This window comes from Inquilinus ginsengisoli (assembly GCF_031453975.1).
GTDB classification, from domain to species: Bacteria; Pseudomonadota; Alphaproteobacteria; order DSM-16000; family Inquilinaceae; genus Inquilinus; species Inquilinus ginsengisoli_A.
In genome coordinates this window covers 35,651-61,291 of record NZ_JAVDPW010000020.1, presented here as the reverse complement: position 1 = coordinate 61,291, position 25,641 = coordinate 35,651, and the positions used below count along the sequence as shown (strand labels likewise).

Here is a 25,641-nt window from a genome sequence, read left to right as displayed (position 1 = left end):
ACATGTCCCGCGTCAACCGGCCCTATGTCGGCATCCCTTCCTTCCTGCGCGCCCGGATCTGCGAGGATCTGTCGGTGCTGGACGCCGCCATCGCGGTGCTCGGCGTGCCGTTCGACGAGGGCTCGCCCTTCCTGCCCGGCAGCCGCTTCGCGCCACGGGCGCTGCGCGAGCATTCGCTGCGCTTCTACGGCAGCGGCCGCGGCTACTACGACCCGGAGACGCGGCGCGAATACCTGGTCGAGGAGATGGCGCAGGGGCTGATCGCCGATGCCGGCGATGTCGACATCCACCCGGCCAATGCGGAGCGGACTTTTGCCAACATCACCGCGGCGGTCCGGGCCATCCTTGACCGGGGCGCGATGCCGGTGGTGCTCGGCGGCGACCATTCGATCACCTATCCGATCTTCCGCGCCTTCGACGAGAAGCTGCACGTCATCCATTTCGACGCGCACACCGACTACGCGCCGTTCGAGAACGACCTGCAGCACACCAACAGCCACGCCTTCCGCCACATCGCCGGCATGCCGAACGCGCTGAGCCTGACCCAGGTCGGCATCCGCAGCCTGCGCCATTCGCCCGACCAGGTGGAGCCGATCATCGCTTCGGGCAACCGCGTCATCCCGATGGGCGAGTTCCGGCGCCTCGGCCCGGCCGGCATCGCCGAGCTGCTGCCGGCCGGGTCGCGCGTCTATGTCAGCATCGACGTCGACGCGATGGACATGTCGCTGGTGCCGGGCTGCGTCTCGGCCGAGCCGAACGGCATGAGCTACCCCGAGCTGCGCGACAGCCTGAAGGCGATCGCCGAGCGGCACGAGGTCGCCGCCTTCGACTTCGTCGAGGTCAATCCGCCGCTCGATGTCGGCACCGGCGTCACCGCCTATCTCGGCGCGCTCACCGTCATCGAGTTTCTCGGCCAGATCTGCGCCCAGCCGCGCTGGGCCGCGCGCCGCCGCGCCAAGGCCGCCTGAAGCAGGAGAGCATCATGCCCACCGAACGCGACGTCATCCCCGCCACCCGCGGCAAGGCCGTGCGCCTCGCGGCCGGCGAGGCGGTCAGGGTCGTCAACACCCATGGCTCGCAGGTGGTCGACACCTGGGCCTTCTGCGCCGAGGACCTGGCACACCACATGTCGATGGAGCACACGCGGGTGGAGAACGGGCGGCTGATGCCGGCGGCCGGGCAGACCCTGTTCACCAACCGGCGCGAGCCGATCCTGGTGCTGGAGGAGGACACGTCGCCCGGCATCCACGACACGCTGATGGCGGCCTGCGACCGCTGGCGCTACGAGCATCTCGGCTGCACCGAGTATCACCGCAACTGCGCCGACAACATGGTCGAGGCGATGGCGGCGATCGGCCTGTCCGCCGACCGGGTGCCGCAGCCGCTGAACCTGTTCATGAACATCCCGGTCAACGCCGATCTCAGCCTGACCCAGGGCGAGCCGGTGACCAAGCCCGGCGACCATGTGCTGCTGCGGGCGGCGCGCGACTGCGTCGTCGTGTTCTCGGCCTGCCCGCAGGACATCACCCCGATCAACGGCGCCGGCCGCAAGCCGACCGAGGCGCATGTCGAGCTGCTGCGGTAGGAAGGCCTCGCGCTACAGGTGGTCCGCCCTGGCCTTCAGGACGCGATAGACGAGGCGCAGGGTCTTCAGGTGGATTGGGCAGGAGGATGGCAGAGGCATCGCGGATCTCCGATCAGGTGCTGTGGCGTGGACGGAGCGGCAACGTCGAGGTCCCGCTGTGGCTGTCCTGGTTGGCCCGCGGCACCGGCGCGACGGGCGCGGCCCGCCGGCGGGGCAGGTCGAGGTCGTAGGTCAGGCGCGCGCCGTAGCGGCCGGGCGCCTGCGGGTCGTGGCGCAGCTTGTCGAAGGCGATCAGCCTTGTGCCCAGGCCGAACGCCTCCTTCAGGTCGTGGGTGACCATGATCACGGTCATGCCGTGCTGCCGCCACAGCGGCTTCAGCAGGTCGTGCATCTGGGCGCGGGTGCCGAGGAAGGAACCGAGGTGATGTTGAGGTTGAGCGCCTCGAGCACGATCTGGTCGCCGTATTCGACCCAGACGTCGCGGACGGTGATGGCCCCTGGATCCGACCACCATGGATTCTAAGGTCGTCCAGGATCACTCTCATCCACTGATCGGCCCATGCTGGCAATGTCCTCCGTCAGGCTGTGCAGTTGCCGGCCCAATTCCGCGGCCAACACTTGGATGTGCGGGGCTGCGGCCCGATCGCGATGGACGAACAGCCCGATCTCGCTGCCGGCCAGCCCCGGCTCCATCAGGGGCACGCAGACCAGCTCGCCGCGCCGCAGTTCGTCGACGAAGCCGGTCGGGGTGAAGAAGCCGATGCCGAGGCCGGAGCGCATCGCCGCCTTCATCACGGTCAGCGAATTCGACAGGATGCGGGCGCTGAACTGGGCGCCGCTGTGGATGAACTCGCTCTCCGACACCGCGTCCAGCAGCCAGGGGTCGTTCAGCATCACCACCGGATAGTCGGCGCATTGGGTCAGGGTGACGCCCGCGGCCGAGGCCAGCGGATGGTCCGGCCGCATGATCGCGCCCAGCGCCGTGCGCAGCCGGGCGGTCAGCTCGTAGCTGCGCTGGCGCCGATCGATGAACAGCAGCGCCATGTCCGGCCGGCCGGCCCGCATCTCCTCGACATGCTCGGCCGGGTCGGCGTCGATGACGCGGAACGAGATGTGCGGGTGCTGCGTGGCCACCGCCTCGATCGCCCGCGGCACCACCCGCACCAGCAGCGACGGGATCGCCACGATCCGCACCTCGCCATGCAGGTCGCCGGACAAGGCGGCGATGTCGCTGCAGGTGCGCTGCCATTCCGCTAGCGTGTGCCGGGCGTGGCGCAGCAGATGCTCGCCGGCCGGGGTCAGGCGGACGCCATTGCCCCGCCGCTCGAACAGCGCCGCACCCATCTCCGCCTCCAGCTTCAGGATCTGCCGGTTGACGGCGGAGGAGGCGACGTTCAGCGCCTCCGCCGCCCGGCGGATCGAGCCCAGCCGCGCGACATGGTCGAGATAGCGCAGCACCACCGCATGCATGCCGGTCGCCCCCTGAAGCCCGTCCCCGGGTGATGCCGAAAAGGCATCACCTCGCGCGAAATTCTATTCTTCCGGCGTACGCCGCGGCACCCCTAAAGTTGCCGGATCCGAGCGCGGACGCGTCGCCCCAGGAAGCCACGACGAGCGACACCGCCAAGAGCCGCATCGGCAGGGAAGCTCCGGGTCCAACGCGACCCCGAAAAAGGAGATGGCTTCATGGCGACGACGCTCTCGGCCAGCCGGCGACAGCTGCTGAAGACCGGCATGGCGCTGGCCGGCGGGTTGGCCTGCCCCACGGTGATCCCCGGCCTGGCCCGGGCCGCGACCGGCACCCGCGCGGTGAACATGCAGCTCGGCTGGCTGGCGAACGACAACCAGCTGGGCGAGATCGTGGCCAAGCGCCTCGGCTATTTCGACGAGGAGAAGATCGACTTCGCGATCCAGCCGGGCGGGCCCAGCATCGACGGCGTCGCCATCGTCGCCTCCGGCCGGTTCGAGATCGGCCAGGTTTCCTCCAGCCCCTCGCTGCTGCTGGCGGCGTCGCAGGGCATCCCGGTGAAATGCTTTGCCGTCGGGGCGCAGCAGCACCCCTACAGCTACTTCTCGCTGCCGGCGACGCCGATCCGCTCGCCGCGGGACATGGTGGGCAAGAAGGTCGGGGTGCAGGCCACCGGCCGGATCCTGCTGTCGGCCCTGCTACGCAAGCACGGTATCGCCGAAAGCGACGTCGAGGTCGTGGTGATCGGCGCCGACATGTCGCCGCTGCTGACCGGCCAGGTCGACTGCATCACGGGGTGGGAGACCAACCGCACCGCGCTGAAGGTGCTGGGCCCCGACATGATCACCATGCGGCTGTGGGACCAGGGCGTGCGGCTGTACGCCATGCCCTATTACGCCACCGCCGAGACCATCGAGGGCCAGGGCGACCTGCTGGCCGGCTTCCTGCGCGCCGCCGGCCGCGGCTGGCAATATGCGCGCCAGAATCCGGAGCAGGCGGTCGACCTGTTCCTGCAGGAATACCCCGACGCGGTGCGCGAGGACGAGCTGGCGGCCTGCAAGACGCTGCTCGACTACGTCTTCACCGAGAAGACGAAGCAGGATGGCTGGGGCTGCTTCGACCCCGCGGTGTGGCAGGAGCAGATCGACCTCTATGCCGGGCTCGGCCAGTTCACCGCCGGCACGCCGGCGATCGACGCGGTGATGAGCACCGCGGTGCTGGACGCCACCCGCGGCAACCGCCCGAAGATCGGCTGAGGGGGAGGCGTATCCATGCCCGCCATCGCCCTGGACCGCGCGGTCCGCATCGAGCCGCCCGCCGCCGCCCCGGCCGCGGAGCCCGCCATCCGCCTGGACCGGGTGACGGTCCGCTTCACCACCGAACGCGGCACCGTGACCGCGCTGGAGGGCATCGACCTGGCTGTCCGGCCCGGCGGCTTCGTCACCCTGCTGGGCCCGTCCGGCTGCGGCAAGTCCACCCTGCTGCGGGTGGTGGCCGACCTGATCCCGCCGACCAGCGGCGCCGTCCGCGTGCTCGGCGGCACCGCCTCGGCGGCGCGGGAGCGGCGCGACATCGGCTTCGTGTTCCAGGACCCGGCCCTCTTGCCCTGGCGCACGGCGCTGCAGAATGTCGAGCTGCCGCTCGAGGTCGGCCGCGCCCGCCCCGGCAAGCGCAGCCCGCGCGAGCTCTTGGACCTGGTCGGCCTCGGCGGCTGGGAGAATGCCTTCCCGCACGAGCTGTCGGGCGGCATGCGCCAGCGCGTCTCGATCGCCCGGGCGCTGGCCAACGACCCGAAGCTGCTGCTGATGGACGAACCCTTCGGCGCGCTCGACGAGATCACCCGCGACCGGCTGAACGAGGAGTTGCTGCGGGTGTGGGAGGAGACGGGCACGACCATCCTGTTCGTCACCCATTCGATCTACGAAGCCGCCTTCCTGGGGCAGGAGGTGCTGCTGCTGGCCGCCCGGCCCGGCCGGGTGCGCGAGCTGGTGCCGGTCGACCTGCCGTCGCCGCGCCGCATCCCGGTGCGCGAGACCCGGGAGTTCGTCGACCTCGCCGCCCGGCTGCGGCGCGTGCTGGAGGCCTGCTGATGGTCGCGCCCGCCACCGACACCCTGCCGATGAGCGGCGCCTTCGCCGAGGACGCCGAGGCCCAGGCCGCCTTCGCCGGGGCGCAGCGCTTCCTGGCCTGGCGCCGCCGGCTGCTGCCGGTCCTGGCCGTGGCCGCGATCCTGGTGCTGTGGGAGATCGCGGTGCCGCTGCTCGGCATCAAGCCCTTCATCGCCCCGGCGCCCAGCGCTGTGGCCAAGGTGCTGGTCGCCAAATCCGGCATGCTGCTGTCGAACCTGCTGCCGACCGCGATCGAGGCGGTGCTGGGCTTCCTGCTGGGCAACGCCGCGGCGATCCTGATCGCCATCGCCTTCGTCTGGAAGCGGACGCTGGAGGAGGCGTTCTTCCCGGTGGCGGTGATGGTCAACACCATCCCGGTGGTGGCCAAGGCGCCGATCCTGGTGCTGCTGCTGGGCAACGGCATGGAGCCGAAGATCGCCATCGCGGCGCTGATCTGCTTCTTCCCGACCCTGGTCAACATGACCCGCGGCCTGCGCGACGTCAGCCCGCAGCAGCTCGAGCTGATGCGCATCCTCTCGGCCTCGCCGCGCGAGGTCTTCGTCAAGCTGCGGCTGAAGAATGCGCTGCCCTACCTGTTCTCGGCGCTGAAGATCGCGGCGTCGACCGCCGTGATCGGCGCCATCGTCGGCGAATGGATCGGCGCCACCAAGGGCATCGGCGCGCTGATCATCCAGGCGACCTACAATTTCGACTCCCCGCTGCTCTACGCCACCATCGTCGTCGGCTCGGTGTTCTCGGCCACCTTCTTCGGCGTGATCAGCTGGGCCGAGCACCGCTTCCTGAAATGGAACGTCCGCGCCGCCTGACGCGCGGTCCCCACCTCCCGACCTCATTGCGGAGCCGTGAGCATGGCCACGATGCCTGACACCATTGTCGAACCCGAAGGCCGCATTCCGGTCGCGGCGCGCGCCGACCTCGTCGTCGTCGGCGGCGGGCCGGCCGGCATCTCCGCTGCCGTCGCCGGCGCCCGCAACGGCCTGTCGGTGATCCTGCTCGAACGCTACGCCTATCTCGGCGGCCTGGCCTCGGGCGGCATGGTCCTGGTGCTCGACGACATGAGCAACGGCGCCGAGATCAGCGTCCGCGGCCTGTGCGGCGAGATGATCGACCGGATGGAGCGGATCGGCCTGTGCGTCGCCCCGCCGGAGGCCGACCGACGCTCGGACCCGGCGATGTGGCGGAAATGGTCGCGCTGGGGCGTGTTCGACTTCCACTCCCACATCAAGCCGCAGCCGATCTGCTACGCCGCCGCCTTCGACCCCGACGGCTACAAGCGCGTCGCCAACGACCTGGTGCGCGAGGCCGGGGTCACCCTGCGGCTGCACAGCTGGTTCTCGCGCGCCATCGTCGAGGACGGGCGCATCACCGGCGTGATCTGCGACAGCAAGGAAGGCCGCCACGCGATCATGGGGTCGGTGGTGATCGACGCCACCGGCGACCTCGACGTCGCCGCCTCGGCCGGCGCGCCCTTCATCCACGGCGCCTTCATCGTCACCACCGTGTTCCGCCTCGGCGGCGTCGACACCGCGGCGGCCGAACGCTTCGAATACGAGGAGCCGGAGGCCTTCGCCGCGCTGGACCGTGAGGCCAAGCGGATCATGGGCGGGTCCTGGGACAAATGGTGGCTGAAGACGCCGCTGGCCGGCGTGGTCTGGTGCAACTGCCCGCACATGGCCGGCTTCGATGGGCTGAAGGTCGACGACCTGACCCGCGCCGACTTCCAGGGCCGCGACCGGATCGCCGCGCTGGTGGCCTATATCAGCGAGAAGATGCCCGGCTTCGAGAACGCCTTCGTGGTCGACGTCGCGCCGCAGGTCGGCGTGCGCCAGAGCCGCCTGCTGGACGGCGTCCATGTCGTGTCGAAGGAGGACGTGACCCAGCGCCGCCATTTCGCCGACAGCATCGCCCGCGGCCGCGACTACTACACCCCCTACCGGTCGCTGCTGCCCCGCGACGTGTCGCAGCTGCTGGTCGCCGGCCGGCACTACTCCGCCACCTCGGCCGCCCAGCGCATCTCGCGCGAGATCCCGCCCTGCATGGCGATGGGCGAGGCCGCGGGCGTGGCGGCGGCGCTGGCGGTGCAGGCCGGCGTCGGCGTCGACCGGGTGGACGTCGCCCGGCTGCAGGCTACGCTGCGGGCCCAGGGGGCCGATCCGGGCGACCGGCCGGCGGCCAATGCGCAGGTGGCGGAAGCCGCGGAATAGGGAAGTGAGCAGCATGCAGAGCGACGGGATCCAGCCGCTGTCCGGCATCCGGGTGATCGACTTCTCCCAGGTCATGCTCGGCCCCAGCGCCACCCAGGTGCTGGCCGACTACGGCGCCGACGTCATCAAGATCGAGCGGCCGGGCGCCGGCGACCTGTCGCGCAGCTCGATCCCGGACGACCCGGACGGGCCGAACAACCCGGTGTTCCGCAGCCTGAACCGCAACAAGCGGTCGATCGCGCTGGACCTGCGCCAGGACGAGGGCAAGCAGGTGGTCTACGAGCTGATCCGCGGCGCCGACATCGTCGTGAACAACTTCCGCGCCGGGGTGATGGAGCGGATGGGCTTCGGCTACGCCAGGCTGGCGGAGATCAACCCGCGCGTCATCTGCGCCTTCGGCTCCGGCTTCGGCCAGGCCGGGCCGCTGGCCTACAAGGGCGGCCAGGACATCCTGGCCCAGGCCCTGTCCGGCGTGATGATGCGCAAGTGCAACGACGACGAGCCGCTGACCATCTACGCCACCTCGCTGTGCGACTATTCCGCCGGCATGCATCTGGTGCAGGCGATCCTGCTGGCGCTGCTGCAGCGGGAGAAGACCGGCCGGGGGCAGCAGGTCTCGGTGTCGCTGTTCGAATCCATGCTCGCCATGCAGATGCAGGAGGCGGCGATGTGGCTGCAGCGCGGCCGCGACTTCAGCTGGGGCGCCTATCCGCTGACCGGCGCGTTCAAGACCACCGACGGCGCCGTCGTCCTGGTCGGTGCCTTCAAGGCCAACCCGCTGCGCGACATCTGCGCCGCGCTGGGCCTGCCCGACCTGTCGGCCGATCCGCGTTATTCCGACTTCGCCGGCCAGGTGAAGCACAAGGCCGAGCTGCAGGCGCTGTTCCGCGAGCGCTTCGCGACCAATACGACGGAGCACTGGCTGGCCAAGCTGGACGAGCAGGATTTGCTCTGCGCCCCGGTGCTGACGCTGTCCGACGCCTTGGTGCATGAGCAGACCAAGGCCAATGGCAGCGTGGTGTCGCATGAGCCGGGCGACCCGCTGGCGCTGATCGGCTCGCCGCTGACCATGGACCCGTCGGCCTTCCGCATCCGCCACGCCCCGCCGGCGCTGGGCGCGGACGGCGACGCCGTGCTGGCCGAGGCGGGCTTCCCGGCGTCGCGGATCCGCGCGCTGCGTGAGGCGGGGGTGCTGTCATGACGGTGCGCTTCGCGGTCGAGGGCGAGATCGCCCGCGTCACCCTCGACCGGCCCGACCGGATGAATGCGGTCGACCGCGCGACCGAGCAGGAGCTGATCCGAATCTGGGAGACGATCGAGCGCGACCGCGCCATCCGCGCCGTGGTGCTGACCGGGGCCGGCGACCGCGCCTTCTGCACCGGCGCCGACATGAAGGACGGGTCGGGCGTCAGCGGGCTGGAATACTGGGCCGCGCCGCGCCCGGGCGGCTTCGGCGGCATCGCCTTGCGCGAGACGCTGGACATCCCGGTGATCGCCCGGGTCAACGGCCATGCCCTCGGCGGCGGCATGGAGATGGTGCTGGGCTGCGACATCGTCGTGGCCTCGGCCACCGCCGGCTTCGGCCTGCCGGAGCCGCGGGTCGGCCGGCTGGCGCTGGATGGCGGCATCGCCCTGCTGGCCCGGCGCCTGTCCCATGTCCAGGCCATGGGCCTGCTGCTGACCGGCCGGCGCATCGGTGCCGACGAGGCGCTGCGGCTGGGCCTGGTCAACGAGGTGGCGGCGCCGGAGGGTCTGGATGCGGCCGTCGACCGCTGGGTCGCCGACATCCTGGCCTGCGCCCCGCTGTCGGTGCGGGCGATCAAGCAGATGGTGCGGGCGGGTGAGGGCCTGACCGCCGTGCAGGCCCAGGCGCTGCGGCTGCCGGCGCTGGTCGAGGCGCTGCAATCCGCGGACCAGGAGGAAGGCGTGCGTGCCTTCCAGGAAAAGCGCCCGCCGCGCTGGCAGGGGCGATGAGCGAAGGCATCGCGCCATGACCCACATCATCGCCTCGGCCTGCATCGACGTGAAGGACGGCGCCTGCCAGAAGGTGTGCCCGGTCGACAGCATCTATGAGGGCGGGCGGATGATGTACATCCACCCCGGGGAATGCATCGACTGCGGCATCTGCCTGTCGGTCTGCCCGGTGCAGGCGATCTTCGCCGATGACGAGCTGCCGGCGGCGGAGGAGGGGTTCCGCGCCGCCAACGCCGAGTTCTTCGGCCCCGCCGTGACCGGCTGGGGCGCTCCCGGCGGCGCCGACGCGACGCATGTCAGCATCCTGGATCATCCAGAGGTCGCAGCATGTCGCCGCAGCATCGCCATCGTCGGCCGGGACCCATAGCGCCACAGGCAGTTGCATCTGTGCTGTCATCGCTTGCCGATGGCAGAGGATAACGCCGTGCGGACGATCTGCCAGGCGGCCTCGACCAGCCCGGCGGTGACTCGGCCGGCCGCCGGAGCGTCGCCGCGGTGGATGGCGTCGATCATCTGTTGGTTGGCTTCGATCGCGATCGCGGTCATTTCCGCCGACACGCCATAGGCCAGATGGCGGTAGCGCAGCGCCGGCCTTTGCACGATGGCGAGCAGGCGCTGCAGCACGGCGTTGCCCGAGGCTTCGTGCAGCGCCTCGGTCAGGGCGACATTGGCGTCGAAGCAGCGCTCGACGTCGCCGGCCTCCAGCGCCGACCGCATCGCCGCGAGGGCGACCGACAGCTCGCCGGCGACCGCGACCGGGTTGGCCGACCGGGCCGCGCCCTCCGCCGCCAGCGCCTCCAGCTTGACCCGGCAGGAATAGATCTGGTCGAGATCGGCCAGCGACATCGGCGCCACCCGCACGCCCTGGCGCGGCCGGCGGATCACCAGGCCGGTGCCCTCGAGCAGCCGCAGCGCCTCGCGCACCGGCGACCGGCTGATGCCGTAGCGCTCGCACAGCTCCTCCTCCACCAGCTTGGCGCCGGGGGCCAGCTCGCGCAGGATGATCTTGCGCTCGAGGAAGGCGAGCACCGTCTGCGACAGCACCGGCCGGCGCGGGGTGCCGTTGTCTTCATCCAGGATGGCGGTCTCCATGGTCGCGGGTCAGAACCTCTGGATCTTGAGGCCGAGGATCTTCTCGGTCACCACCACGACCAGCAGCGTCATGACGATGCTGATGGTGGAGACGGCCGCGGCCTCCGGCGTGAAGTTCAGGCGAAGATAATCGAACAGCTGGATCGGCAGGGTCGAGGTTCCGACGTCCTTCAGCAGGAACGAGATCGCGAAGGTGTCGAAGGAGATGATGAAGGCGAACAGGCAGCCGCCGATCAGCCCCGGCTTGATCAGCGGCAGGGTAATCCGGACGAACACCCGCCACGGCCGGGCGCCTAGGCTGCGCGCCGCCAGCTCCCACGACCGGTCGAAGCCCTGCAGCGAGGCCGAGACGTTCATGAACACGAAGGGCAGGGTGATCAGCACATGGCCGGTGACCAGCGCCACCAGGTTCCTTGTGCCGATGCCGATCGCGTAGAAGAAGAACAGCAACGCGATTGCCGTCAGCACCTCGGGCAGCAGCAGCGGCGCCAGCACGGCGATGCGGATTGCCTCCTTCGCCCGGCCGGCATGGCGGGCGTGGTACAGGGCGGCGGCGGTGCCGATCGCGGCGGAGACCACGGTCGCGACGGTGGCGACCTGCAGCGAGGTCCAGATCGCGGTGACGAAGACCTCGTTGCTGAAGAACGCCTCGTACCAGCGCAGCGACAGGCCCTGCGGCGGGAAGGCCAGGAAGGCGCCGGCGCTGAAGGAGGCGCCGACGACGACCAGGATCGGCGCCAGCAGGAAGGCATAGACCAGCCCGCAGAAGATCGGGAACAGGATCGGCCGCCGCGGCTTCATGACGCCCACCTCATCCGTGTGGCCCGGGCGAACAGGACGACGCAGAGCCCGCCGGCGACGCTGAGCATCAGCGCCAGCGCGGAGCCCAGCGGCCATTGGAAGGCGTCGGTCAGCGTGTCGACCACGGTGAGGGTCATGGTCTTCACCCGCATGCCGCCGATCAGCACCGGGGTGACATAGGCGCTGAGCGCCAGCACGAAGACCAGGATGCAGCCGGACTGGATCCCGGGCAGGGCCAGCGGCAGCACGATGCGCCGGAACGCCACCCGCCTGGTGGCGCCGAGCGACCGCCCCGCCGCCTCCAGCGCCGGGTCGATGGTCTGCAGCGACGCCATGACCGGCAGGATCATGAAGGGCAGGAAGACATGGGTCAGGGCGACGACGATGCCGAGCGTGTTGTACATCAGCGGCAGCGGCGCCAGGGTCAGGCCCAGCGACCGGACCGCCTTGTTGATGACGCCGTTGTTGCCGAGCAGGATGGTCCAGCCGAAGCTGCGGACCACGATCCCGACCAGGAGCGGCGACAGCACGATGCCGTACAGCACCGGGCGCCAGCGCGACCGGCTGCGGGCCAGCTGCCAGGCGACCGGGAAGCCGACCAGCAGCGTCGCCGCGGTGGTCAACAGCGCGATCCACAGCGTGCTGCCGAGCTGGCCCAGATAGTAGCCATCGGTCAGGGCGCGCTCGTAGTTGCCGAGCGTCAGCCCCGGTCCGTAGGGCGCGCCGGTGGCCGGCGGCCGGAAGCTCATCAGCACGATGTTGAGATAGGGCACCAGCAGGAACACGCCCAGCAGCACCGCTGCCGGCGCGATCAGCAGCCAGGTCCAGGATAGCCGTTTGCGGGTCATGGCGCCTCCGGGACGACCCAGAGTGGGGCGGCGGGCGGCCGCACCGCCACGCGCTGCCCCTCGGCGAAGCGGGTCTGGGTCAGGCTGTGGGCCTCGACATCGCTGCCGTCCGGCAGCCGGATGCGGTAATTGACCATGGCGCCCAGGTAGTAGCGGCCCTCGACCACGCCCTCCGTCGCCGTGGTGCCGATGCCGGCGGGGGCGAGGGTGATCGCCTCCGGCCGCAGCAGGACCCTGACCGCGGCGCCCGGCGCGGTGCCGTCCAGCCCGTCGGCGGCGCAGTCGCCGAACACGGTGCGGATCTTCGCCTCGTCGCCAGTGGCCACGACGATGCCGGGCAGCAGGTTGGCCTGGCCGACGAAGCTGGCGACCCGGGCATCGGCCGGGCGTTCGTAGATCGCCTCGGGCGCGCCGGCCTGGGCGATGCGGCCGCCGAACATCACCACGACGCGGTCGGACATCGTCATCGCCTCGGCCTGGTCGTGGGTGACGTAGATGGTGGTGATGCCGACCCGCCGCTGCAGGTCGCGGATGAACACCCGCATCTCGTCGCGCAGCCGGGCGTCGAGATTGGCCAGCGGTTCGTCCAGCAGCAGGATGCTCGGCTCGATCACCAGCGCCCGGGCCAGGGCGACGCGCTGCTGCTGGCCGCCGCTCAGTTCGCGCGGATAGCGCTCTTCCATTCCGCGCAGCTGCACCATCTCCAGCACCCGGGCGACACGGGTTGCGATCTCGGCCCGGCTCACCTTCCGCATCTCCAGCCCGAAGGCCAGGTTGCGGGCAACGGTCATGTGCGGGAACAGGGCGTAGGACTGGAACACCATGCCGATGTCCCGCCGCTCCGGCGGCAGGGCCGAGACGTCGCGCCCGTCGAAGGCGATGCTGCCGTGCTCGGCCTCCTCGAAACCGGCGATCAGCTTCAGCGTGGTGGTCTTGCCGCAGCCCGATGGGCCCAGCAGCGAGACGAACTCGCCGCTCGCGATCGACAGCGACAGCCGGTCGACCGCGCGGGCCGCGCCGAAGCTGCGGGTCAGCCCTGAAATGACGACTTCGGTCACTGGAAGGTCCGGTTCCAGCGTTCCGTCATCTCGGTGGCATTGGCGTTCACCCAATCCCAGTCCCAGGCGAGGATGCGGCTCATCTGCTCGCCATAGACCGGCACGTCGGCGCGCAGATCCTCCGGCACCTCGACCGTGCGGTTGACCGGGGAGACGAAGAACTCCCGCGCCAGCATCAGCTGCGTCTCCGGCGACAGGATGAAGTCGATGTATTTGTAGGCCAGCTCTCGCGCCGGGGCGTTGGCGCAGATGCTGAAGGTCTGGTCCCACATCAGCAGGCCTTCCTCCGGCACGATGCAGTCGACCGGCAGCCCCTGGTGCTTCAGCCGCGCGATCTCGCCGAAATCATAGGGCGCGACCACGATCTCGCCGGTCGACATCAGGGTCGACATGTTGAAGTCGGTCTGCAGCACGGGCGCCAGCTCCCCCAGCTTCTCATAGGCCTTGTCCAGGTCATGCGGGCCGCTGCCGAACAGCTTGCCGGTCAGCATGACCATCGCCTTGCCGGCCGAGTTGACAATGTTGTAGAGGCCGATGCGGCCCTGGAACTCCGGGTTGGTCCACAGGTCCTTCCAGGATTTCGGCGGGGTCTGGACCAGGTCGGTGCGGTAGCCGAGACCCAGCGGCGAGATCATGCCGACCGCGGCCCAGCCGTCGCCGGTCTGGGCGATCGGGTACAGATCCTTGTAGTGGGGCACCAGCGAGAGGTCGAACTTCTCGAAATATCCCTCCTTGCGCAGCAGCGAGGCGAACACCTCGTTCATCATCACCATGGAATAGGGCGGCTGGTCCTTGCCGGCCGCCCGCAGGGTCGAGGTGAAGGTGCGGCCGAAGCCGATGTCGAGCTTGGTCTTGGCGCCGGTCGAGGTCTCGAAGGCAGGCACCAGGCTCTTGCGCCAGAACGCCTCCCAGACCCCGCCATAGGTGGTGATCACCAGCTCCTGCGCCGCGGCCGCCAGGGCCGGGAAACGCAGCATGGCCGGGCCCATCAGGGCCGCGCATGCCATGACAACCTGCCGTCGAGTGGGCTGCATGTCCTTGTTCTCCGCTGTTTGTGGACCGCCGACCCGGGCGGCGCCTCCCCATGGGACCTCTGCCGGGTCCCTTGGCGTTCTCAGGACGCCTTCTTGCGGTACTCGTAGTTCTTGTTCAGCCGGTCGAGCAGATAGTCGCCGTAGCGCACCGGCGGGTGGCGCGGTGCCTCGCCCGGCGCCAGCAGGGCGGCGGGGCAGTCGACCACCGTGTCCATCGACGGGTCGTAGAAGAAGGGCTGCGAATAGCGCTCGCGGCCGCTGAGGTTCAGCACCCGGTGCGGGGTCGAGGCGAAGCGGTCGTTCGACCAGCGCGCCAGGATGTCGCCGACATTCATCACGAAGGTGTTCGGGATCGGCGGCGCCGGGATCCAGTCGCCGGCGCGGTTGCGGACCTCGAGCCCGCCCACCGAATCCTGCGCCAGCAGCGTGATGAAGCCGTAATCGGTGTGCGGGGCCGACCCGAACAGCCCCTCCTCGCGCTGCTGCTCGGGATAGTGCAGCAGGCGCAGGAACAGCGTGGGGCGGTCGAAATGGGGCAGGAAATAGGTCGGCGGCAGGTCCAGCGCCTCGGCGATCGCCACCGCCATGTCGCGGCCCAGGGTCGACATCGCCCGCATGTAGTCGAGCGCCGCCTGCCGCAGCTCCGGGATCTCCGCCGGCCACTGGTTCGGGCCCTGCAGCGGCTCGCCCTGCGCCGGGTCGTCCTCGGCCAGGTCGTGCATCACCATCAGCGATTCGCTCTGGTTCGGCTTGGTGACCGTGGCGACCGAGGAGGTGACGATGGTCGAGGTGCTGAACGGCATGTAGCCGCGATGCGCCTCGTTCATCCGGATGCGCAGCTTGGCCTCGGCCGGCAGGTCGTGGAACTGCACCGACAGCCGGTGCAGCCGCTCGCCCAGCTCCGGCGGCACGCCGTGATCGGCGAGATAGACGAAGCCGATGGTCTCCAGCGTCCGGCGCAGCTCGGCCACCGTGCCGGCCCGGTCCTCCAGCCTGGCGCCACCGCGCAGCGGTGACACGTCGAGCACCGGGATGTTCGAGAATTCTCCCCGACCCATGCGCAAGCTCCCCTGTTCGGGATATCTGTATACAGAAACTCATTTCTGTATACATTTTTCTGATGAACGGGCTTTGAGACCAGCAGGGAGGCGAATTTGAGAGAAGCCATCATCATCGACACCGATCCGGGGCAGGACGACGCCTTCGCCATCCTGCTGGCGCTGGCGTCGCCGGAACTCGAGGTGCTCGGCCTCACCACCGTCGCCGGCAATGTCCCGGTCGCCGTCACGGCCGCGAACGCCCGGCGGGTGGTGGAACTGGCGGGCCGGCCGGAGATCCCGGTGCGGGCCGGCTGCGAACGGCCGCTGCTGCGCCCCGCCCGCTTCGCCGAGGAGGTGCACGGCAAGACCGGCCTGGACGGCTGGGACTTTCCGGCCCCGGCGCGGCCGCCGGAGCCGGGCCATGCGGTCGACTGGATGGTCGAGACGCTGCTGGCCCGGCCGGACGGCGCCACCACGCTGTTGCCTGTCGGCCCCCTGACCAATGTCGCGATGGCTTTGCGTCGCAGTCCGGCGATCGCCCGCAAGATCCGCCGCATCGTGCTGATGGGCGGCGGCTTCTTTCAGGGCGGCAACATGTCCCCGGCGGCGGAGTTCAACATCCTGGTCGACCCCGACGCCGCCGCCATCGTGTTCGGCGCCGGCATTGACCTGGTCGCCGTGCCGATCGACTGCACCTATGCGGCGCCGACGCCGGACAGCTGGATCGCCGATCTGGAGGCGCTGGGCACGCAAGTCGGCGCCGCCGGCGCCGGGATGATGCGGTTCTTCCAGCGCTTCGGGAACGAGAAGTACGGCACCGCCACCCGGCCGCTGCACGACGCGCTGGCGGTCGGCTATCTGCTGTGGCCGGAGCTGTTCACCGGCCGGCGCTGCAATGTCGAGATCGAGACGGCGTCGCTGCTGACCCTCGGCATGACCGTGGTCGATTGGTGGGGCATCTCCGGCCGCCCGGCCAATGGCCTGTGGCTGACGGGGTGCGACGCGGCCGTCTTCTACGGGCGGATGCTGAAGCGCTTGGCCCGGCTGGGCTGATGGCAGCATAGCGGTAGGGCACTGGCATGCCTTTCAATGACCCTTCTGTCGGAGTCAGCTCAGCCCTTATCAGGGCGGCGGCAGTGATGGCGCGGACGGCACAGGGGATCCGCCGTCCAGTTGTCTGGCGTCGGGTCCCAAGCCTGAACGTCTTCGCCAGCGCGCTGCGCTGCTTGCTCAGAACGCTTCGACGCCCAAGGCGAAGATGTAGCCGACACCGCGCTCCGCCCGGATGGGCTTCAGGAGAGACCGATCGCTCTCGAGCTTGCGGCGCAGCCGCGTCACCGTCACGTCGATGGCGCGGTCGGTCACATCCTCATGCTTCCGCGTCGCCTGGAGCAGGAACTCCCGCGACAGGGGAAGTTGCGGGTGTTCGAGCAGGGCCACCAGCAGCGCGTACTCGCCCCGGGTCAGCTCGACCTCGGCCCCGCTCGGGTCGGACAGCCGTCGGCCGTGGCAATCGAGGCGCCAGCCGCCGAATCGAAAGCCTCTGCGCTTGATCGCCGCCTGTGGCGCGGGGGGGCCGGGATCCCGCCGCCGCAGGATGGTGCGGATCCGGGCGAGGAGCTCCCGCAGCACGACGGGCTTCACGACGTAGTCGTCGGCCCCGAGATCCAGCCCTGCGACCCGGTGCACCTCACCGCCCAGATCGTCCGACACCAGGATGACCGGAATGTCGCAATGGGCCCGGATGGCGCGAAGGCGCTCGAATTCGTCCCCGTTCCCCGGCTGGAGCACCAGGACGATCAGGCAGGGCGGAGGCCCGCTGGACCGGTGCCGGACCTCATGCGGATCCGAGACGGTGACCGTCATGCCGCCACCGTCCCGCAGGAACGACGAGATCGCGCTGCGCGTCTCGGATTCCTGATCGACGACGAGAACATGGCGTTTGGCCGCGAACTCTTTGCTGATCGCTTCCATGGAAGAGTCTGTATTTTCTACTTGTGACGCGACGACCATCAGATGGTGCGCAGGAAACCGGAAATCCCGGCCGCACGCGATGGGCAGCCTTGCGTTGCGGAATATGGCCGGCCTCTTGAGCACCACGCGCCGATACCCCCGGCTTGCAGCCCACCGGGGTTGATGGGATGGTCGCAGCGGGTCAGGAGGCGAGCATGTCCGAATTCCAGGCACTGGTGCTGCGCGAGGCGGGCGAGGGCAAGGTCGAGTCCCGGGTCGAGACCGTCTCCGATGCGGCGCTGCCCGAAGGCGACGTGACCGTCGCGGTCGAGCATTCGACCCTGAACTACAAGGACGGCATGGTCCTGCAGGGACTCGGGCGACTGGTCCGGCGCTACCCGCATGTCCCGGGCGTGGATTTCGCCGGCACGGTCGAGCGCTCGGACACGCCGCGGTTCAAGCCGGGCGACAAAGTGATCCTCACCGGCTGGCGGGTCGGTGAGCTGCACTGGGGCGGCTACGCGCAGCGGGCCCAGGTCAAGGCCGACTGGCTGGTGCCGCTGCCGGACGGGTTGACCACCGAACAGGCCATGATCGTCGGCACCGCCGGCTTCACCGCCATGCTCGCGGTCATGGCGCTGGAGCGGCACGGCCTGCGGCCGGGCGATGGCGAGGTGCTGGTCACCGGCGCGGCCGGCGGGGTCGGCAGCGTGGCCACCGCCCTGCTGCACCGGCTCGGCCACCGGGTGGTCGCCTCCACCGGCCGGCCGGCCGAGCATGGCTACCTCACCGATCTCGGCGCGGCCTCGATCATCGACCGGGCGGTGCTCGCCACCAGTTCGGCCCGGCCGCTCGACAGCGAGCGCTGGGCCGGCGCGATCGACGCGGTGGGCGGCACGACGCTGGCGACGCTGCTGACCCAGCTGCGCCACCGCGCCTCCGTCGCCGCGGTCGGCAATGCCGGCGGCATCGAGCTGAAGGCGACGGTGCTGCCGTTCCTGCTGCGCGGCGTGAACCTGCTCGGCATCGATTCGGTGCTGTCGCCGCGGGAGGAGCGCGAGGAGGCCTGGCACCGCATCGCGCGGGAGCTGCCGCTGGCCAAGCTGGCGGCCATGACCCGCCGTGCCCGCCTGGCCGACCTGCCGGCGCTGGGACAGCAGATCCTGCAGGGCGGGGTGCGCGGCCGCATCGTGGTCGACGTCAACGCCTGAGGCACGCATGCCGGGCCGAAGGGCTTCTGTCTCCTGATAGGATTGACGGCCGAAAACGGCTGCGGCACCGTCAGCAGGACAACGCGGGGCGTCGCACCCGCCGCGGCCGCCAGCCGCCTGATCCCGTCCTTCGCAGTGGAGGGTCCGCTTTGACCAAGCGCGTTCTGCGTGCCGGCCTGCTGGGGGCGGGGACGATCGCCACCGCGTCGGGCGGCTTCCTGCCCGGGATGACCCGCATCCCCGAACTGGTGACCACCGTCGCGATCGCCGATCCGGTGCCGGGCCGGGCGGCCCAGGTGGCGCGCGACCATGGCATCCCCCACGCCCATGCCGGGCTGGACGAGATGCTGGAGCGCATGGATCTCGACCTCGTGGTCAACCTGACCCCGATCCCGCTGCACTACGCCACCTCGCGTCGGATCCTGGAGGCCGGAAAGCACCTGGTGCTGGAGAAGCCGCTGGCGGGCACGCTGGAGGAGGCGGACGAGCTGATCGCCATCGCGGCGGCGCAGCGCCTCAGGATCGTCGTCGCCCCGCCCAACATGCTGTACCAGAACCGGGTCGAGGCGAAGCGGCTGATCGCCGAGGGCGCCATCGGCAAGCCCTGCTTCGCCCGGGTCCGCGGCTCCCATGGCGGGCCGGCCTCCGGTGCCTGGCCGCTGGACCCGACCTGGTTCTACCAGCAGGGCTCCGGCCCGCTGCTCGACATGGGCGTCTACGGCATCCACGACATCACCGGCCTGCTGGGCCCGGCCAAGCGCGTGACTGCCTTCTCCGGCATCACCGAGCCGCGGCGCCAGGTCCGCGCCGGCCCCTTCGCCGGGTTGGAGATCGAGGTCACCGCCGACGACAACACGCTGATGATGCTGGATTTTGGCGGGTCGACCTTCGCCGTGGTCGACGGCACCTACAACGTCAACGCCGCCCGCAGCCCGCATGTCGAGATCTTCGGCCGAGCGGGGACGCTGAACCTCTACAACCACCACGGCAAGCCCGACGTGCCGCCGCTGGAGCTGTTCCGCCTCGGCGCCGCGCCGGCGGAGGATGGCTGGACCACGCCGCGCCAACCGCCCGTCGCCGGCGACCTCAACGACCAGTGGCAGCAGCTGCAGCGCGCCCTGCTGGTCAAGCACCTGGCGGAATGCGTGATCGAGGACAGGCAGCCGGTGCTGAGCGCCGAGCACGCCCGCCACGCGCTGGAAATCATGGTGAAGAGCATCGAATCCGCCCGCACCGGGATGGCGATCGAGCTGCGCACCACGTTCTGAACCATCGGCCGGCCACGTCGCCGGACCAACAGGGAGGACAGGCATGGACGCCTTCGGCATCGCGGGCTGGCTCTACCACCAGCCGATCCTGCACCAGAAGACCATGACGCAGCTGGACCTGCCGGCCGCCAGCCGCCAGGCGGGCGTCGACATCGTCGAGCTGTGCTCGGCCTTCTTCCCGAGCCAGACCGCAGCCTATCTCAACGACCTCAGGCGGGCGATCCGCGACGCCGGGGTCAGCGTCCGCAACATCGCCGTCGACATGGGCGACATCTCGTCGGCGGATGCCGACCGGCGGCGCACCGACCTGGAGGCGCTGAAGCAGTGGTTCCACGTCGCCCGGGCGATCGGGGCCGAGGCGATCCGGGTCAACAGCGGCGGCAGCGAGCCGACCACGGCCGGCGAGCTGGCCCGCATCGTCGAAGGCTACCAGGAGCTGGCCGCCGAGGCCGAGCACGTCGGCGTCCATCTGCTGATCGAGAACCATGGCGGCGCTTCCTTCGATCCTGGGCATATCAAGGGCATCCTGGATGCGGTCGGCTCTCCCCGGCTCGGCACTTGCCCGGACACCGGCAATTTCGTCGGCGGCACCTGGCGCGACGGCATCCGGGTAATGGCGCCGGTCGCCTTCACCTGCCACGTCAAGGTCTCGGCCTACACCGCCGACGGGCTGCAGCCGCGCATCGGCCATGACGGCCGCGACCGCAGCGCCGACCTCAAGGCCATCCTGCGCACGCTGAAGGACTCCGGCTACCGCGGCCCGCTGTGCATCGAGGCCGGCGTCGACGGCGACGAGACCGAAAGCGCCCGCGGCGCCATCCGCTATGTGCGCGAGCTGCTTGAGGCGATCTGACGCCCCGCCGGCCCGGCAGTTCCGCCGCCGCCGCATCCGGCCTATAGTGCGACAGGCAAGCCCATGGCCGGGAGCGGAGAGTGGACGGGTTCGGCGTCGGCGAGACGCACGGCATCCTCCTGCGCGAGGAGAATGAGACCCTCGCGTCGAGCGGTCCGCTCGGCTGGCGGTCGGTGTTCACCTCGGTGCAGCGTGAGCAGCCCTTCGAGGATGCCTACAAGGCCCTGCCGGACCACCTGATCATCCTGCATCTCGACGGCTATGTCCGGGTCGACCGCTGGCTCGGCATCAGCCGGGAAAGCCGGATGATCGCGCCCGGCGGCGTGTTCATGGTGCCCGGCGGGGTGGATTTCCGCGTCCGCCTCAACGACCCGCTGACCACCGCGCATTTCTACATCCGCCACGCGGTCCTGGCCGAGGTGGCGCAGGACCTCTACAAGGGCGACCCCGACCGGCTGGAACTCCTGCCGCGGATCGGCGATGTCGACCCGCTGATCGAGCGGCTGATCCTGTCGCTGCGCGACGAGATCCAGGCGCCCAGCGCCTTCGGCGAGACCCTGGTCGACTACACCGCCCGGCTGATCGGCGCCCGGCTGATCCGCAACCATTCCGCCAACGAGGCCAAGGTGCGGCTGGAGGTGGCGGCGCCCAGCGACCTGCAGCGCAAGATCGCCCGCGTCACCGAATTCGTGCAGTCGAACCTGCACCGCTCGATCCAGCTCGAGGACATGGCGGCGGTGCTGGATCTCAGCGTGTCCCAGCTCTCCGCCCTGTTCCGCAAGGGGCTGGGCCAGCCGCCGCACCGTTTCCTGCTGAACCTGCGCGTCGCCCGCGCCCGCGAGCTGCTGGCCACCGGCGACCTGCCGATCGTCGAGATCGCCCTGGCCTGCGGCTTCTCGCACCAGGAGCACATGACCCGAATGTTCCGCCGCGAGATCGGCGTGACCCCGGGCGCGTATCGCCGGTCGATCGGCTGAGGGGCGGTCGCCGTCTCACTATCTGTCATTGCCCGGCTTGACCGGGCAATCCAGGGGCCACCAAGAGCCGCTCTGGCCGCCCCTGGATGCCACGGTCAAGCCGTGGCATGACAAAAAAGGGGTGGCGGCGTCCACCCAATCCCCACACCCCACCACCGTTTCGTGCAGCCCGCACAAGCGATCCGTGCAGGAATCGCGTGCCCTGTCCGGCGCAGCCTCCCCTTCGTGGCAATGCAGCCTCCAGCTGCGCCGAACCGGAGAAGACCGCCGCCATGCAGGGATTCGTCTACCAGGCACAGCCGGCGCGGGTGGTGTTCGGCCACGGCACCTTCCGCCAGCTGCCGGAGGAGGTGGCGCGGCTCGGCCTCGAGCGGGCGTTGGTGCTGGCGACGCCGCAGCAGGCGCAGGAGGCGGAGCGGATCGCCGCCACCCTCGGCGGCCGCTCGGTCGGCACCTTCTCCGAAGCCACCATGCACACCCCGGTCGAGGTCACCGAACGGGCGATGAAGGTGGTGGCGGCGCGCGGCGCGGACGGGGTGATCGCCGTCGGCGGCGGCTCCACCACCGGGCTCGGCAAGGCCATCGCGCTGCGCTCCGACCTGCCGCAGATCGTGGTGCCCACCACCTATGCCGGGTCGGAGATGACGCCGATCCTGGGCGAGACGGTGGCCGGGCGGAAGACCACCCAGGTGTCGCCCAAGATCCTGCCCGAGGTGGTGATCTACGACGTCGACCTGACCCTGACCCTGCCCGTCGGCCTGTCCGGCACCTCGGGCATCAACGCCATCGCTCATGCGGTCGAAGGCCTCTATGCCAAGGAGGCCAACCCGATCGTCTCGCTGATGGCGGAGGAGGGCATCCGCGCCCTGGCCTGCGCTCTGCCGAAGATCGCGCAGGATCCGCTCGACCGCGCCGCCCGCAGCGACGCGCTGTACGGCGCCTTCCTGTGCGGCGCGGTGCTGGGGGCGGTCGGCATGGCGCTGCACCACAAGCTCTGCCACACGCTGGGCGGCAGCTTCGACCTGCCACATGCCGAGACCCACACCATCGTCCTGCCGCACGCCCTGGCCTACAACGCCGCCGCCGCGCCGCAGGCGGTGGCCCGGGTCGGCCGGGCGCTGGGCGCCGGGAACGCGCCGCTGGCGCTGTACGAGCTGGCCGGCGCGGTCGGGGCGCCGCGGGCCCTGCGCGACCTCGGCATGCCCGAATCCGGCATCGCCGAGGCGGCGGAGATCGCCCTGGCCAACCCCTACTGGAACCCGGCGCCGCTCGACCGCGGCCGGATCGAGGCGCTGATCCGCCGGGCCTGGGAAGGATCACCGCCGGCCTGACCATGCGGACCAACGAACACGACAGGGAGGACACCATGAACCGCGTCACAAGCGGCCGCATGTCCCGCCGGGACCTGCTGAAGACATCCGCCGCCATCGGCTTCGCCGGATCGACCGGGCTGTTCGCCCCGGCCCTGCGCGCCGCCCAGACCATCAAGCTCGGCTATGTCAGCCCGCGCAGCGGCCCGCTGGCCGCCTTCGGCGAGGCCGACGACTTCGTCATCCGCGGCTTCCTCGACACGGTGAAGGGCGGGCTCGACCTCGGCGGCAGCCACTACACGGTCGAGGTCGTGGTCAAGGACAGCCAGTCCAACCCCAATCGGGCGGCGGAGGTGACCAAGGAGCTGATCGTCACCGACGAGGTCGACATGGTCCTGGTGTCCTCGACGCCGGAGACCACCAACCCGGTGGCGACCCAATGCGAGATCGAGGAGGTGCCCTGTATCTCCACCGTCGCGCCGTGGCAGCCCTATTTCATCGGCCGCCAGGGCAACCCGGGCGACCCGGCCTCGTGGAAACCGTTCGCCAGCACCTTCCACTTCTTCTGGGGGCTGGAGGACGTGATCGCCGTCTTCACCAACATGTGGGGCCAGGTGCAGACCAACAAATCGGTCGGCGCGCTGTTTCCCAATGACGGCGACGGCAATGCCTGGGGCGACACCACCGTCGGCTTCCCGCCGGTGCTGTCCAAGCAGGGCTACAAGCTGACCGATCCCGGCCGCTACCAGAACCTGACCGACGACTTCTCGGCCCAGATCTCGGCCTTCCGCGCCGCCGAGGCCGAGATCCTGACCGGCGTGGTCATCCCGCCCGACTTCACCACCTTCTGGACCCAGGCCAGCCAGCGCGGCTTCCGGCCGAAGGTCGCCTCGGTGGGCAAGGCGCTCTTGTTCCCGGTCGCGCTCGAGGCGCTGGGCAAGGCCGGCCACAACCTGTCCTCCGAGGTGTGGTGGACGCCGACCCACCCGTTCAAGTCGTCGCTCACTGGCGCCCCGGCTTCGGCCTTCGGCGACGCCTACCAGCAGGCGACGGGCAAGCCCTGGACCCAGCCGATCGGCTTCGCCCATGCGCTGTTCGAACTGGCGGTCGACGCGCTGAAGCGCTCCGCCGACCCCAAGGACCCGGCGGCCAACGTCGCCGCGATCGGCGCCGCCGACCTGCAGACCCTGGTCGGGCCGATCAGGTTCGGCCAGGACAATGTGCCGCCCTTCGCCCGCAAGAACGTGGCCAAGACCCCGCTGGTCGGCGGCCAGTGGCGGCTGGGCGCCGATGGCAAGTACCAGATCGTGGTCACCGACAACCAGACGGCGCCCCAGATCCCGGCCGCCGGCCGGATGGAAGCGATCGCCTGAAGGGGCCGCGACCGTGCTTCTCGCCCTCCAGGACCTGCACAAGGCCTATGGCTCGCTGGTGGTCACCGACGGCGTGTCGCTGTCGGTGACCCAGGGTGAGGCGCTGGGCGTGATCGGCCCCAACGGCGCCGGCAAGACCACGCTGTTCGGCCTGATCACCGGCGCGGTGCGGCCGGATGCCGGCAGCATCCGGCTGGACGGGCAGGACATCACCGCGCTGCCGGCGGCGCAGCGCTGCCTGGCCGGGATCTGCCGGTCGCACCAGATCCCGCACCCGTTCGAGAAGCTGACGGTGTTCGAGAACCTGCTGGTCGGCGCCTGCTTCGGCCGCCGGATGCGCGAGGCCGACGCGGCGGACTGGTGCGCCGAGGTGCTGGAGCTGACCGGCCTGCTGCCCAAGGCCAACCGTCTCGGCGGGTCGCTGACCCTGCTCGACCGCAAGCGGCTGGAGCTGGCGCGGGCGCTGGCGACGCGGCCGCGGCTGCTGCTGCTGGACGAGATCGCCGGCGGCCTGACCGAAGCCGAATGCCAGGCGCTGGTCGGCACCGTCGCCGCCATCCACCGCGGCGGCACCACCATCATCTGGATCGAGCACATCGTGCACGCGCTGTTGGCCGTGGTCGGCCGCCTGACCGTGCTGAATTTCGGCCGCAAGATCGCCGAGGGCGAGGCCCGCGGCGTGATGGACCTCGCCGAGGTGCGCGAGATCTATCTCGGCTCGCCGGTCTAGGGGCGCGCGCCATGGCCCTGCTCGACATCCACACCCTCGACGCCTTCTACGGCGACTTCCAGGCGCTGTTCGGCCTGGACCTCGCGGTCGAGGCGGGCGAGACCCTGGCCATCATCGGCGCCAACGGCGCCGGCAAGTCGACCCTGCTGAAGGCCATCACCGGGCTGGTCCCGGCGGCGCGCGAGGCGATCTGCTTCGCCGGCCAGGCGATCGGCGGGCTGCCGGCCGCGGCGATCATGAAGCACGGCATCGCCATGGTGCCCGAGGGGCGCAAGCTGTTCCCGTCGCTGACGGTGGAGGAGAACCTGCTGATCGGCGGCTGGGGTCGGCGCGGATCCGGCCGCTGGACGCTCGATGCGGTCTACGGGCTGTTCCCGGTGCTCGGCGAACGCCGCCGCAACCCCGGCACCGCCCTGTCCGGCGGGCAGCAGCAGATGGCGGCGATCGGCCGGGCGCTGATGTCGAACCCGGCGCTGCTGCTGTGCGACGAGATCTCGCTGGGCCTGGCGCCGATCGTGATCCGCGACATCTATGCCGCCCTGCCGGCGATCCGGGCCGAAGGCACCGCGGTGGTACTGGTCGAGCAGGACATCGTCCAGGCCCTGGCCGTCGCCGACCGGGTGGTCTGCCTGCAGGAAGGCCGGGCGACGCTGGAAGGCCGGCCGGCCGACCTCACCCGCGCCGCCATCCAGGCGGCCTATTTCGGCCAACCCGGCGTTGCGGCGTGAGGCGG

General features: G+C 70.3%; 27 protein-coding genes. 18 read left to right on the top strand and 9 right to left on the bottom strand.

Features of this window, described 5'->3' with window-relative positions:
- Positions 1–2: 2 nt before the first annotated feature.
- Both E9232_RS35025 and E9232_RS35020 read left to right on the top strand, forming a co-directional pair.
- A complete protein-coding gene (locus tag E9232_RS35025) occupies positions 3–968 on the top strand; it encodes an arginase family protein (protein WP_309802060.1) in 966 nt (321 codons plus the stop codon).
- Positions 969–982: 14 nt separating this feature from the next.
- Positions 983–1,585, top strand: coding sequence for a DUF1989 domain-containing protein (locus tag E9232_RS35020; RefSeq protein ID WP_309802059.1), 603 nt, complete (start codon positions 983–985; stop codon positions 1,583–1,585).
- A gap of 112 nt (positions 1,586–1,697) precedes the next feature.
- On the opposite strand, the gene E9232_RS35015 is transcribed toward E9232_RS35020, so the two are convergent.
- Together E9232_RS35015 and E9232_RS35010 are read right to left on the bottom strand one after the other, a co-directional pair.
- The gene (locus E9232_RS35015) at positions 1,698–1,976 is read right to left on the bottom strand and encodes a P-loop NTPase family protein (protein WP_309802058.1); all 279 of its coding nucleotides are present in this window, start codon (positions 1,974–1,976) and stop codon (positions 1,698–1,700) included.
- 128 nt (positions 1,977–2,104) lie between these two features.
- The gene (locus tag E9232_RS35010; protein ID WP_309802057.1) at positions 2,105–3,055 is read right to left on the bottom strand and encodes a LysR family transcriptional regulator; all 951 of its coding nucleotides are present in this window, start codon (positions 3,053–3,055) and stop codon (positions 2,105–2,107) included.
- Between the two features lie 216 nt (positions 3,056–3,271).
- Here E9232_RS35010 and E9232_RS35005 point away from each other — a divergent pair, with 216 nt between their 5' ends.
- The 7 genes from E9232_RS35005 to fdxA are packed head-to-tail and all read left to right on the top strand — an operon-like array spanning position 3,272 to position 9,727.
- Positions 3,272–4,309 (top strand): ABC transporter substrate-binding protein, encoded by a 1,038-nt coding sequence (locus tag E9232_RS35005; protein ID WP_309802056.1) that lies wholly within the window; start codon positions 3,272–3,274, stop codon positions 4,307–4,309.
- 15 nt (positions 4,310–4,324) lie between these two features.
- Complete coding sequence (locus tag E9232_RS35000; RefSeq protein WP_309802054.1) at positions 4,325–5,143, top strand: ABC transporter ATP-binding protein; 819 nt, start codon at positions 4,325–4,327, stop codon at positions 5,141–5,143.
- A complete protein-coding gene (locus tag E9232_RS34995) occupies positions 5,143–5,988 on the top strand; it encodes an ABC transporter permease (RefSeq protein WP_309802053.1) in 846 nt (281 codons plus the stop codon). Before E9232_RS35000 ends, E9232_RS34995 begins: the two co-directional genes overlap by 1 nt.
- 42 nt (positions 5,989–6,030) lie before the next feature.
- On the top strand, positions 6,031–7,386 hold the full coding sequence (locus tag E9232_RS34990) for an FAD-dependent oxidoreductase (protein WP_309802051.1): 1,356 nt from the start codon (positions 6,031–6,033) through the stop codon (positions 7,384–7,386).
- Between the two features lie 13 nt (positions 7,387–7,399).
- Positions 7,400–8,587 carry a CaiB/BaiF CoA transferase family protein gene (locus E9232_RS34985; protein ID WP_309802050.1) on the top strand — a complete coding sequence of 396 codons (1,188 nt, stop codon included), beginning with the start codon at positions 7,400–7,402 and terminating at the stop codon, positions 8,585–8,587.
- Positions 8,584–9,360 carry an enoyl-CoA hydratase-related protein gene (locus tag E9232_RS34980; RefSeq protein WP_309802049.1) on the top strand — a complete coding sequence of 259 codons (777 nt, stop codon included), beginning with the start codon at positions 8,584–8,586 and terminating at the stop codon, positions 9,358–9,360. Before E9232_RS34985 ends, E9232_RS34980 begins: the two co-directional genes overlap by 4 nt.
- A gap of 16 nt (positions 9,361–9,376) precedes the next feature.
- The gene (gene fdxA, locus E9232_RS34975) at positions 9,377–9,727 is read left to right on the top strand and encodes a ferredoxin (RefSeq protein WP_309802047.1); all 351 of its coding nucleotides are present in this window, start codon (positions 9,377–9,379) and stop codon (positions 9,725–9,727) included.
- Between the two features lie 26 nt (positions 9,728–9,753).
- Here the strand turns inward: fdxA and E9232_RS34970 are convergent, their stop codons facing one another.
- The 6 genes from E9232_RS34970 to E9232_RS34945 all read right to left on the bottom strand — a co-directional run bounded on the left by E9232_RS34970 (position 9,754) and on the right by E9232_RS34945 (position 15,251).
- Complete coding sequence (locus E9232_RS34970; RefSeq protein ID WP_309802046.1) at positions 9,754–10,452, bottom strand: GntR family transcriptional regulator; 699 nt, start codon at positions 10,450–10,452, stop codon at positions 9,754–9,756.
- A gap of 9 nt (positions 10,453–10,461) precedes the next feature.
- Positions 10,462–11,253 carry an ABC transporter permease gene (locus tag E9232_RS34965; RefSeq protein WP_309802045.1) on the bottom strand — a complete coding sequence of 264 codons (792 nt, stop codon included), beginning with the start codon at positions 11,251–11,253 and terminating at the stop codon, positions 10,462–10,464.
- Positions 11,250–12,101: an ABC transporter permease gene (locus E9232_RS34960; RefSeq protein WP_309802043.1), complete on the bottom strand. Its 852-nt coding sequence runs from the start codon at positions 12,099–12,101 to the stop codon at positions 11,250–11,252. Before E9232_RS34960 ends, E9232_RS34965 begins: the two co-directional genes overlap by 4 nt.
- Positions 12,098–13,159, bottom strand: a complete 1,062-nt coding sequence (locus E9232_RS34955; protein ID WP_309802041.1) for an ABC transporter ATP-binding protein — start codon at positions 13,157–13,159, stop codon at positions 12,098–12,100. The genes E9232_RS34960 and E9232_RS34955 overlap by 4 nt, the downstream gene beginning before the upstream one ends.
- Entirely contained in the window at positions 13,156–14,136 is a 981-nt protein-coding gene (locus tag E9232_RS34950) for an ABC transporter substrate-binding protein (protein WP_309802040.1), read from the bottom strand. Before E9232_RS34950 ends, E9232_RS34955 begins: the two co-directional genes overlap by 4 nt.
- Positions 14,137–14,273: 137 nt before the next feature.
- Positions 14,274–15,251 (bottom strand): isopenicillin N synthase family dioxygenase, encoded by a 978-nt coding sequence (locus E9232_RS34945; protein ID WP_309802039.1) that lies wholly within the window; start codon positions 15,249–15,251, stop codon positions 14,274–14,276.
- Between the two features lie 96 nt (positions 15,252–15,347).
- Between E9232_RS34945 and E9232_RS34940 the strand changes: the two genes are divergently transcribed.
- Positions 15,348–16,286: a nucleoside hydrolase gene (locus E9232_RS34940; protein ID WP_309802038.1), complete on the top strand. Its 939-nt coding sequence runs from the start codon at positions 15,348–15,350 to the stop codon at positions 16,284–16,286.
- Positions 16,287–16,463: 177 nt separating this feature from the next.
- Here E9232_RS34940 and E9232_RS34935 read toward each other — a convergent pair whose 3' ends face one another.
- Entirely contained in the window at positions 16,464–17,207 is a 744-nt protein-coding gene (locus tag E9232_RS34935; protein WP_309802037.1) for a winged helix-turn-helix domain-containing protein, read from the bottom strand.
- Positions 17,208–17,401: 194 nt separating this feature from the next.
- On the opposite strand from E9232_RS34935, the gene E9232_RS34930 reads away from it, so the two are divergent.
- The 8 genes from E9232_RS34930 (at position 17,402) to E9232_RS34895 (ending at position 25,636) form a co-directional block, all read left to right on the top strand.
- Entirely contained in the window at positions 17,402–18,397 is a 996-nt protein-coding gene (locus E9232_RS34930; RefSeq protein WP_309802036.1) for an MDR family oxidoreductase, read from the top strand.
- 149 nt (positions 18,398–18,546) lie between these two features.
- Positions 18,547–19,665 carry a Gfo/Idh/MocA family protein gene (locus E9232_RS34925; protein ID WP_309802035.1) on the top strand — a complete coding sequence of 373 codons (1,119 nt, stop codon included), beginning with the start codon at positions 18,547–18,549 and terminating at the stop codon, positions 19,663–19,665.
- Between the two features lie 43 nt (positions 19,666–19,708).
- Positions 19,709–20,518: a sugar phosphate isomerase/epimerase family protein gene (locus E9232_RS34920; RefSeq protein ID WP_309802034.1), complete on the top strand. Its 810-nt coding sequence runs from the start codon at positions 19,709–19,711 to the stop codon at positions 20,516–20,518.
- 80 nt (positions 20,519–20,598) lie between these two features.
- Positions 20,599–21,495: an AraC family transcriptional regulator gene (locus tag E9232_RS34915; protein WP_309802033.1), complete on the top strand. Its 897-nt coding sequence runs from the start codon at positions 20,599–20,601 to the stop codon at positions 21,493–21,495.
- 272 nt (positions 21,496–21,767) lie between these two features.
- Positions 21,768–22,826 carry a maleylacetate reductase gene (locus E9232_RS34910; RefSeq protein ID WP_309802032.1) on the top strand — a complete coding sequence of 353 codons (1,059 nt, stop codon included), beginning with the start codon at positions 21,768–21,770 and terminating at the stop codon, positions 22,824–22,826.
- Positions 22,827–22,861: 35 nt separating this feature from the next.
- Positions 22,862–24,178 (top strand): ABC transporter substrate-binding protein, encoded by a 1,317-nt coding sequence (locus E9232_RS34905; RefSeq protein ID WP_309802030.1) that lies wholly within the window; start codon positions 22,862–22,864, stop codon positions 24,176–24,178.
- Between the two features lie 13 nt (positions 24,179–24,191).
- Entirely contained in the window at positions 24,192–24,908 is a 717-nt protein-coding gene (locus E9232_RS34900) for an ABC transporter ATP-binding protein (RefSeq protein ID WP_309802027.1), read from the top strand.
- An 11-nt stretch (positions 24,909–24,919) separates the two neighbouring features.
- Entirely contained in the window at positions 24,920–25,636 is a 717-nt protein-coding gene (locus E9232_RS34895) for an ABC transporter ATP-binding protein (RefSeq protein ID WP_309802025.1), read from the top strand.
- The last annotated feature ends 5 nt before the right edge of the window (positions 25,637–25,641 follow it).

What these genes read in the sequence shown, in the direction of transcription:
- E9232_RS35025 (WP_309802060.1), top strand. Translation starts at nt 3, where the DNA reads ATGTCCCGCGTCAACCGGCCCTATGTCGGCATCCCTTCCTTCCTGCGC.
- E9232_RS35020 (WP_309802059.1), top strand. Translation starts at nt 983, where the DNA reads ATGCCCACCGAACGCGACGTCATCCCCGCCACCCGCGGCAAGGCCGTG.
- E9232_RS35015 (WP_309802058.1), bottom strand. Translation starts at nt 1,976, where the DNA reads ATGCACGACCTGCTGAAGCCGCTGTGGCGGCAGCACGGCATGACCGTG.
- E9232_RS35010 (WP_309802057.1), bottom strand. Translation starts at nt 3,055, where the DNA reads ATGCATGCGGTGGTGCTGCGCTATCTCGACCATGTCGCGCGGCTGGGC.
- E9232_RS35005 (WP_309802056.1), top strand. Translation starts at nt 3,272, where the DNA reads ATGGCGACGACGCTCTCGGCCAGCCGGCGACAGCTGCTGAAGACCGGC.
- E9232_RS35000 (WP_309802054.1), top strand. Translation starts at nt 4,325, where the DNA reads ATGCCCGCCATCGCCCTGGACCGCGCGGTCCGCATCGAGCCGCCCGCC.
- E9232_RS34995 (WP_309802053.1), top strand. Translation starts at nt 5,143, where the DNA reads ATGGTCGCGCCCGCCACCGACACCCTGCCGATGAGCGGCGCCTTCGCC.
- E9232_RS34990 (WP_309802051.1), top strand. Translation starts at nt 6,031, where the DNA reads ATGGCCACGATGCCTGACACCATTGTCGAACCCGAAGGCCGCATTCCG.
- E9232_RS34985 (WP_309802050.1), top strand. Translation starts at nt 7,400, where the DNA reads ATGCAGAGCGACGGGATCCAGCCGCTGTCCGGCATCCGGGTGATCGAC.
- E9232_RS34980 (WP_309802049.1), top strand. Translation starts at nt 8,584, where the DNA reads ATGACGGTGCGCTTCGCGGTCGAGGGCGAGATCGCCCGCGTCACCCTC.
- fdxA (WP_309802047.1), top strand. Translation starts at nt 9,377, where the DNA reads ATGACCCACATCATCGCCTCGGCCTGCATCGACGTGAAGGACGGCGCC.
- E9232_RS34970 (WP_309802046.1), bottom strand. Translation starts at nt 10,452, where the DNA reads ATGGAGACCGCCATCCTGGATGAAGACAACGGCACCCCGCGCCGGCCG.
- E9232_RS34965 (WP_309802045.1), bottom strand. Translation starts at nt 11,253, where the DNA reads ATGAAGCCGCGGCGGCCGATCCTGTTCCCGATCTTCTGCGGGCTGGTC.
- E9232_RS34960 (WP_309802043.1), bottom strand. Translation starts at nt 12,101, where the DNA reads ATGACCCGCAAACGGCTATCCTGGACCTGGCTGCTGATCGCGCCGGCA.
- E9232_RS34950 (WP_309802040.1), bottom strand. Translation starts at nt 14,136, where the DNA reads ATGCTGCGTTTCCCGGCCCTGGCGGCCGCGGCGCAGGAGCTGGTGATC.
- E9232_RS34945 (WP_309802039.1), bottom strand. Translation starts at nt 15,251, where the DNA reads ATGGGTCGGGGAGAATTCTCGAACATCCCGGTGCTCGACGTGTCACCG.
- E9232_RS34935 (WP_309802037.1), bottom strand. Translation starts at nt 17,207, where the DNA reads ATGGAAGCGATCAGCAAAGAGTTCGCGGCCAAACGCCATGTTCTCGTC.
- E9232_RS34930 (WP_309802036.1), top strand. Translation starts at nt 17,402, where the DNA reads ATGTCCGAATTCCAGGCACTGGTGCTGCGCGAGGCGGGCGAGGGCAAG.
- E9232_RS34920 (WP_309802034.1), top strand. Translation starts at nt 19,709, where the DNA reads ATGGACGCCTTCGGCATCGCGGGCTGGCTCTACCACCAGCCGATCCTG.
- E9232_RS34910 (WP_309802032.1), top strand. Translation starts at nt 21,768, where the DNA reads ATGCAGGGATTCGTCTACCAGGCACAGCCGGCGCGGGTGGTGTTCGGC.
- E9232_RS34905 (WP_309802030.1), top strand. Translation starts at nt 22,862, where the DNA reads ATGAACCGCGTCACAAGCGGCCGCATGTCCCGCCGGGACCTGCTGAAG.
- E9232_RS34895 (WP_309802025.1), top strand. Translation starts at nt 24,920, where the DNA reads ATGGCCCTGCTCGACATCCACACCCTCGACGCCTTCTACGGCGACTTC.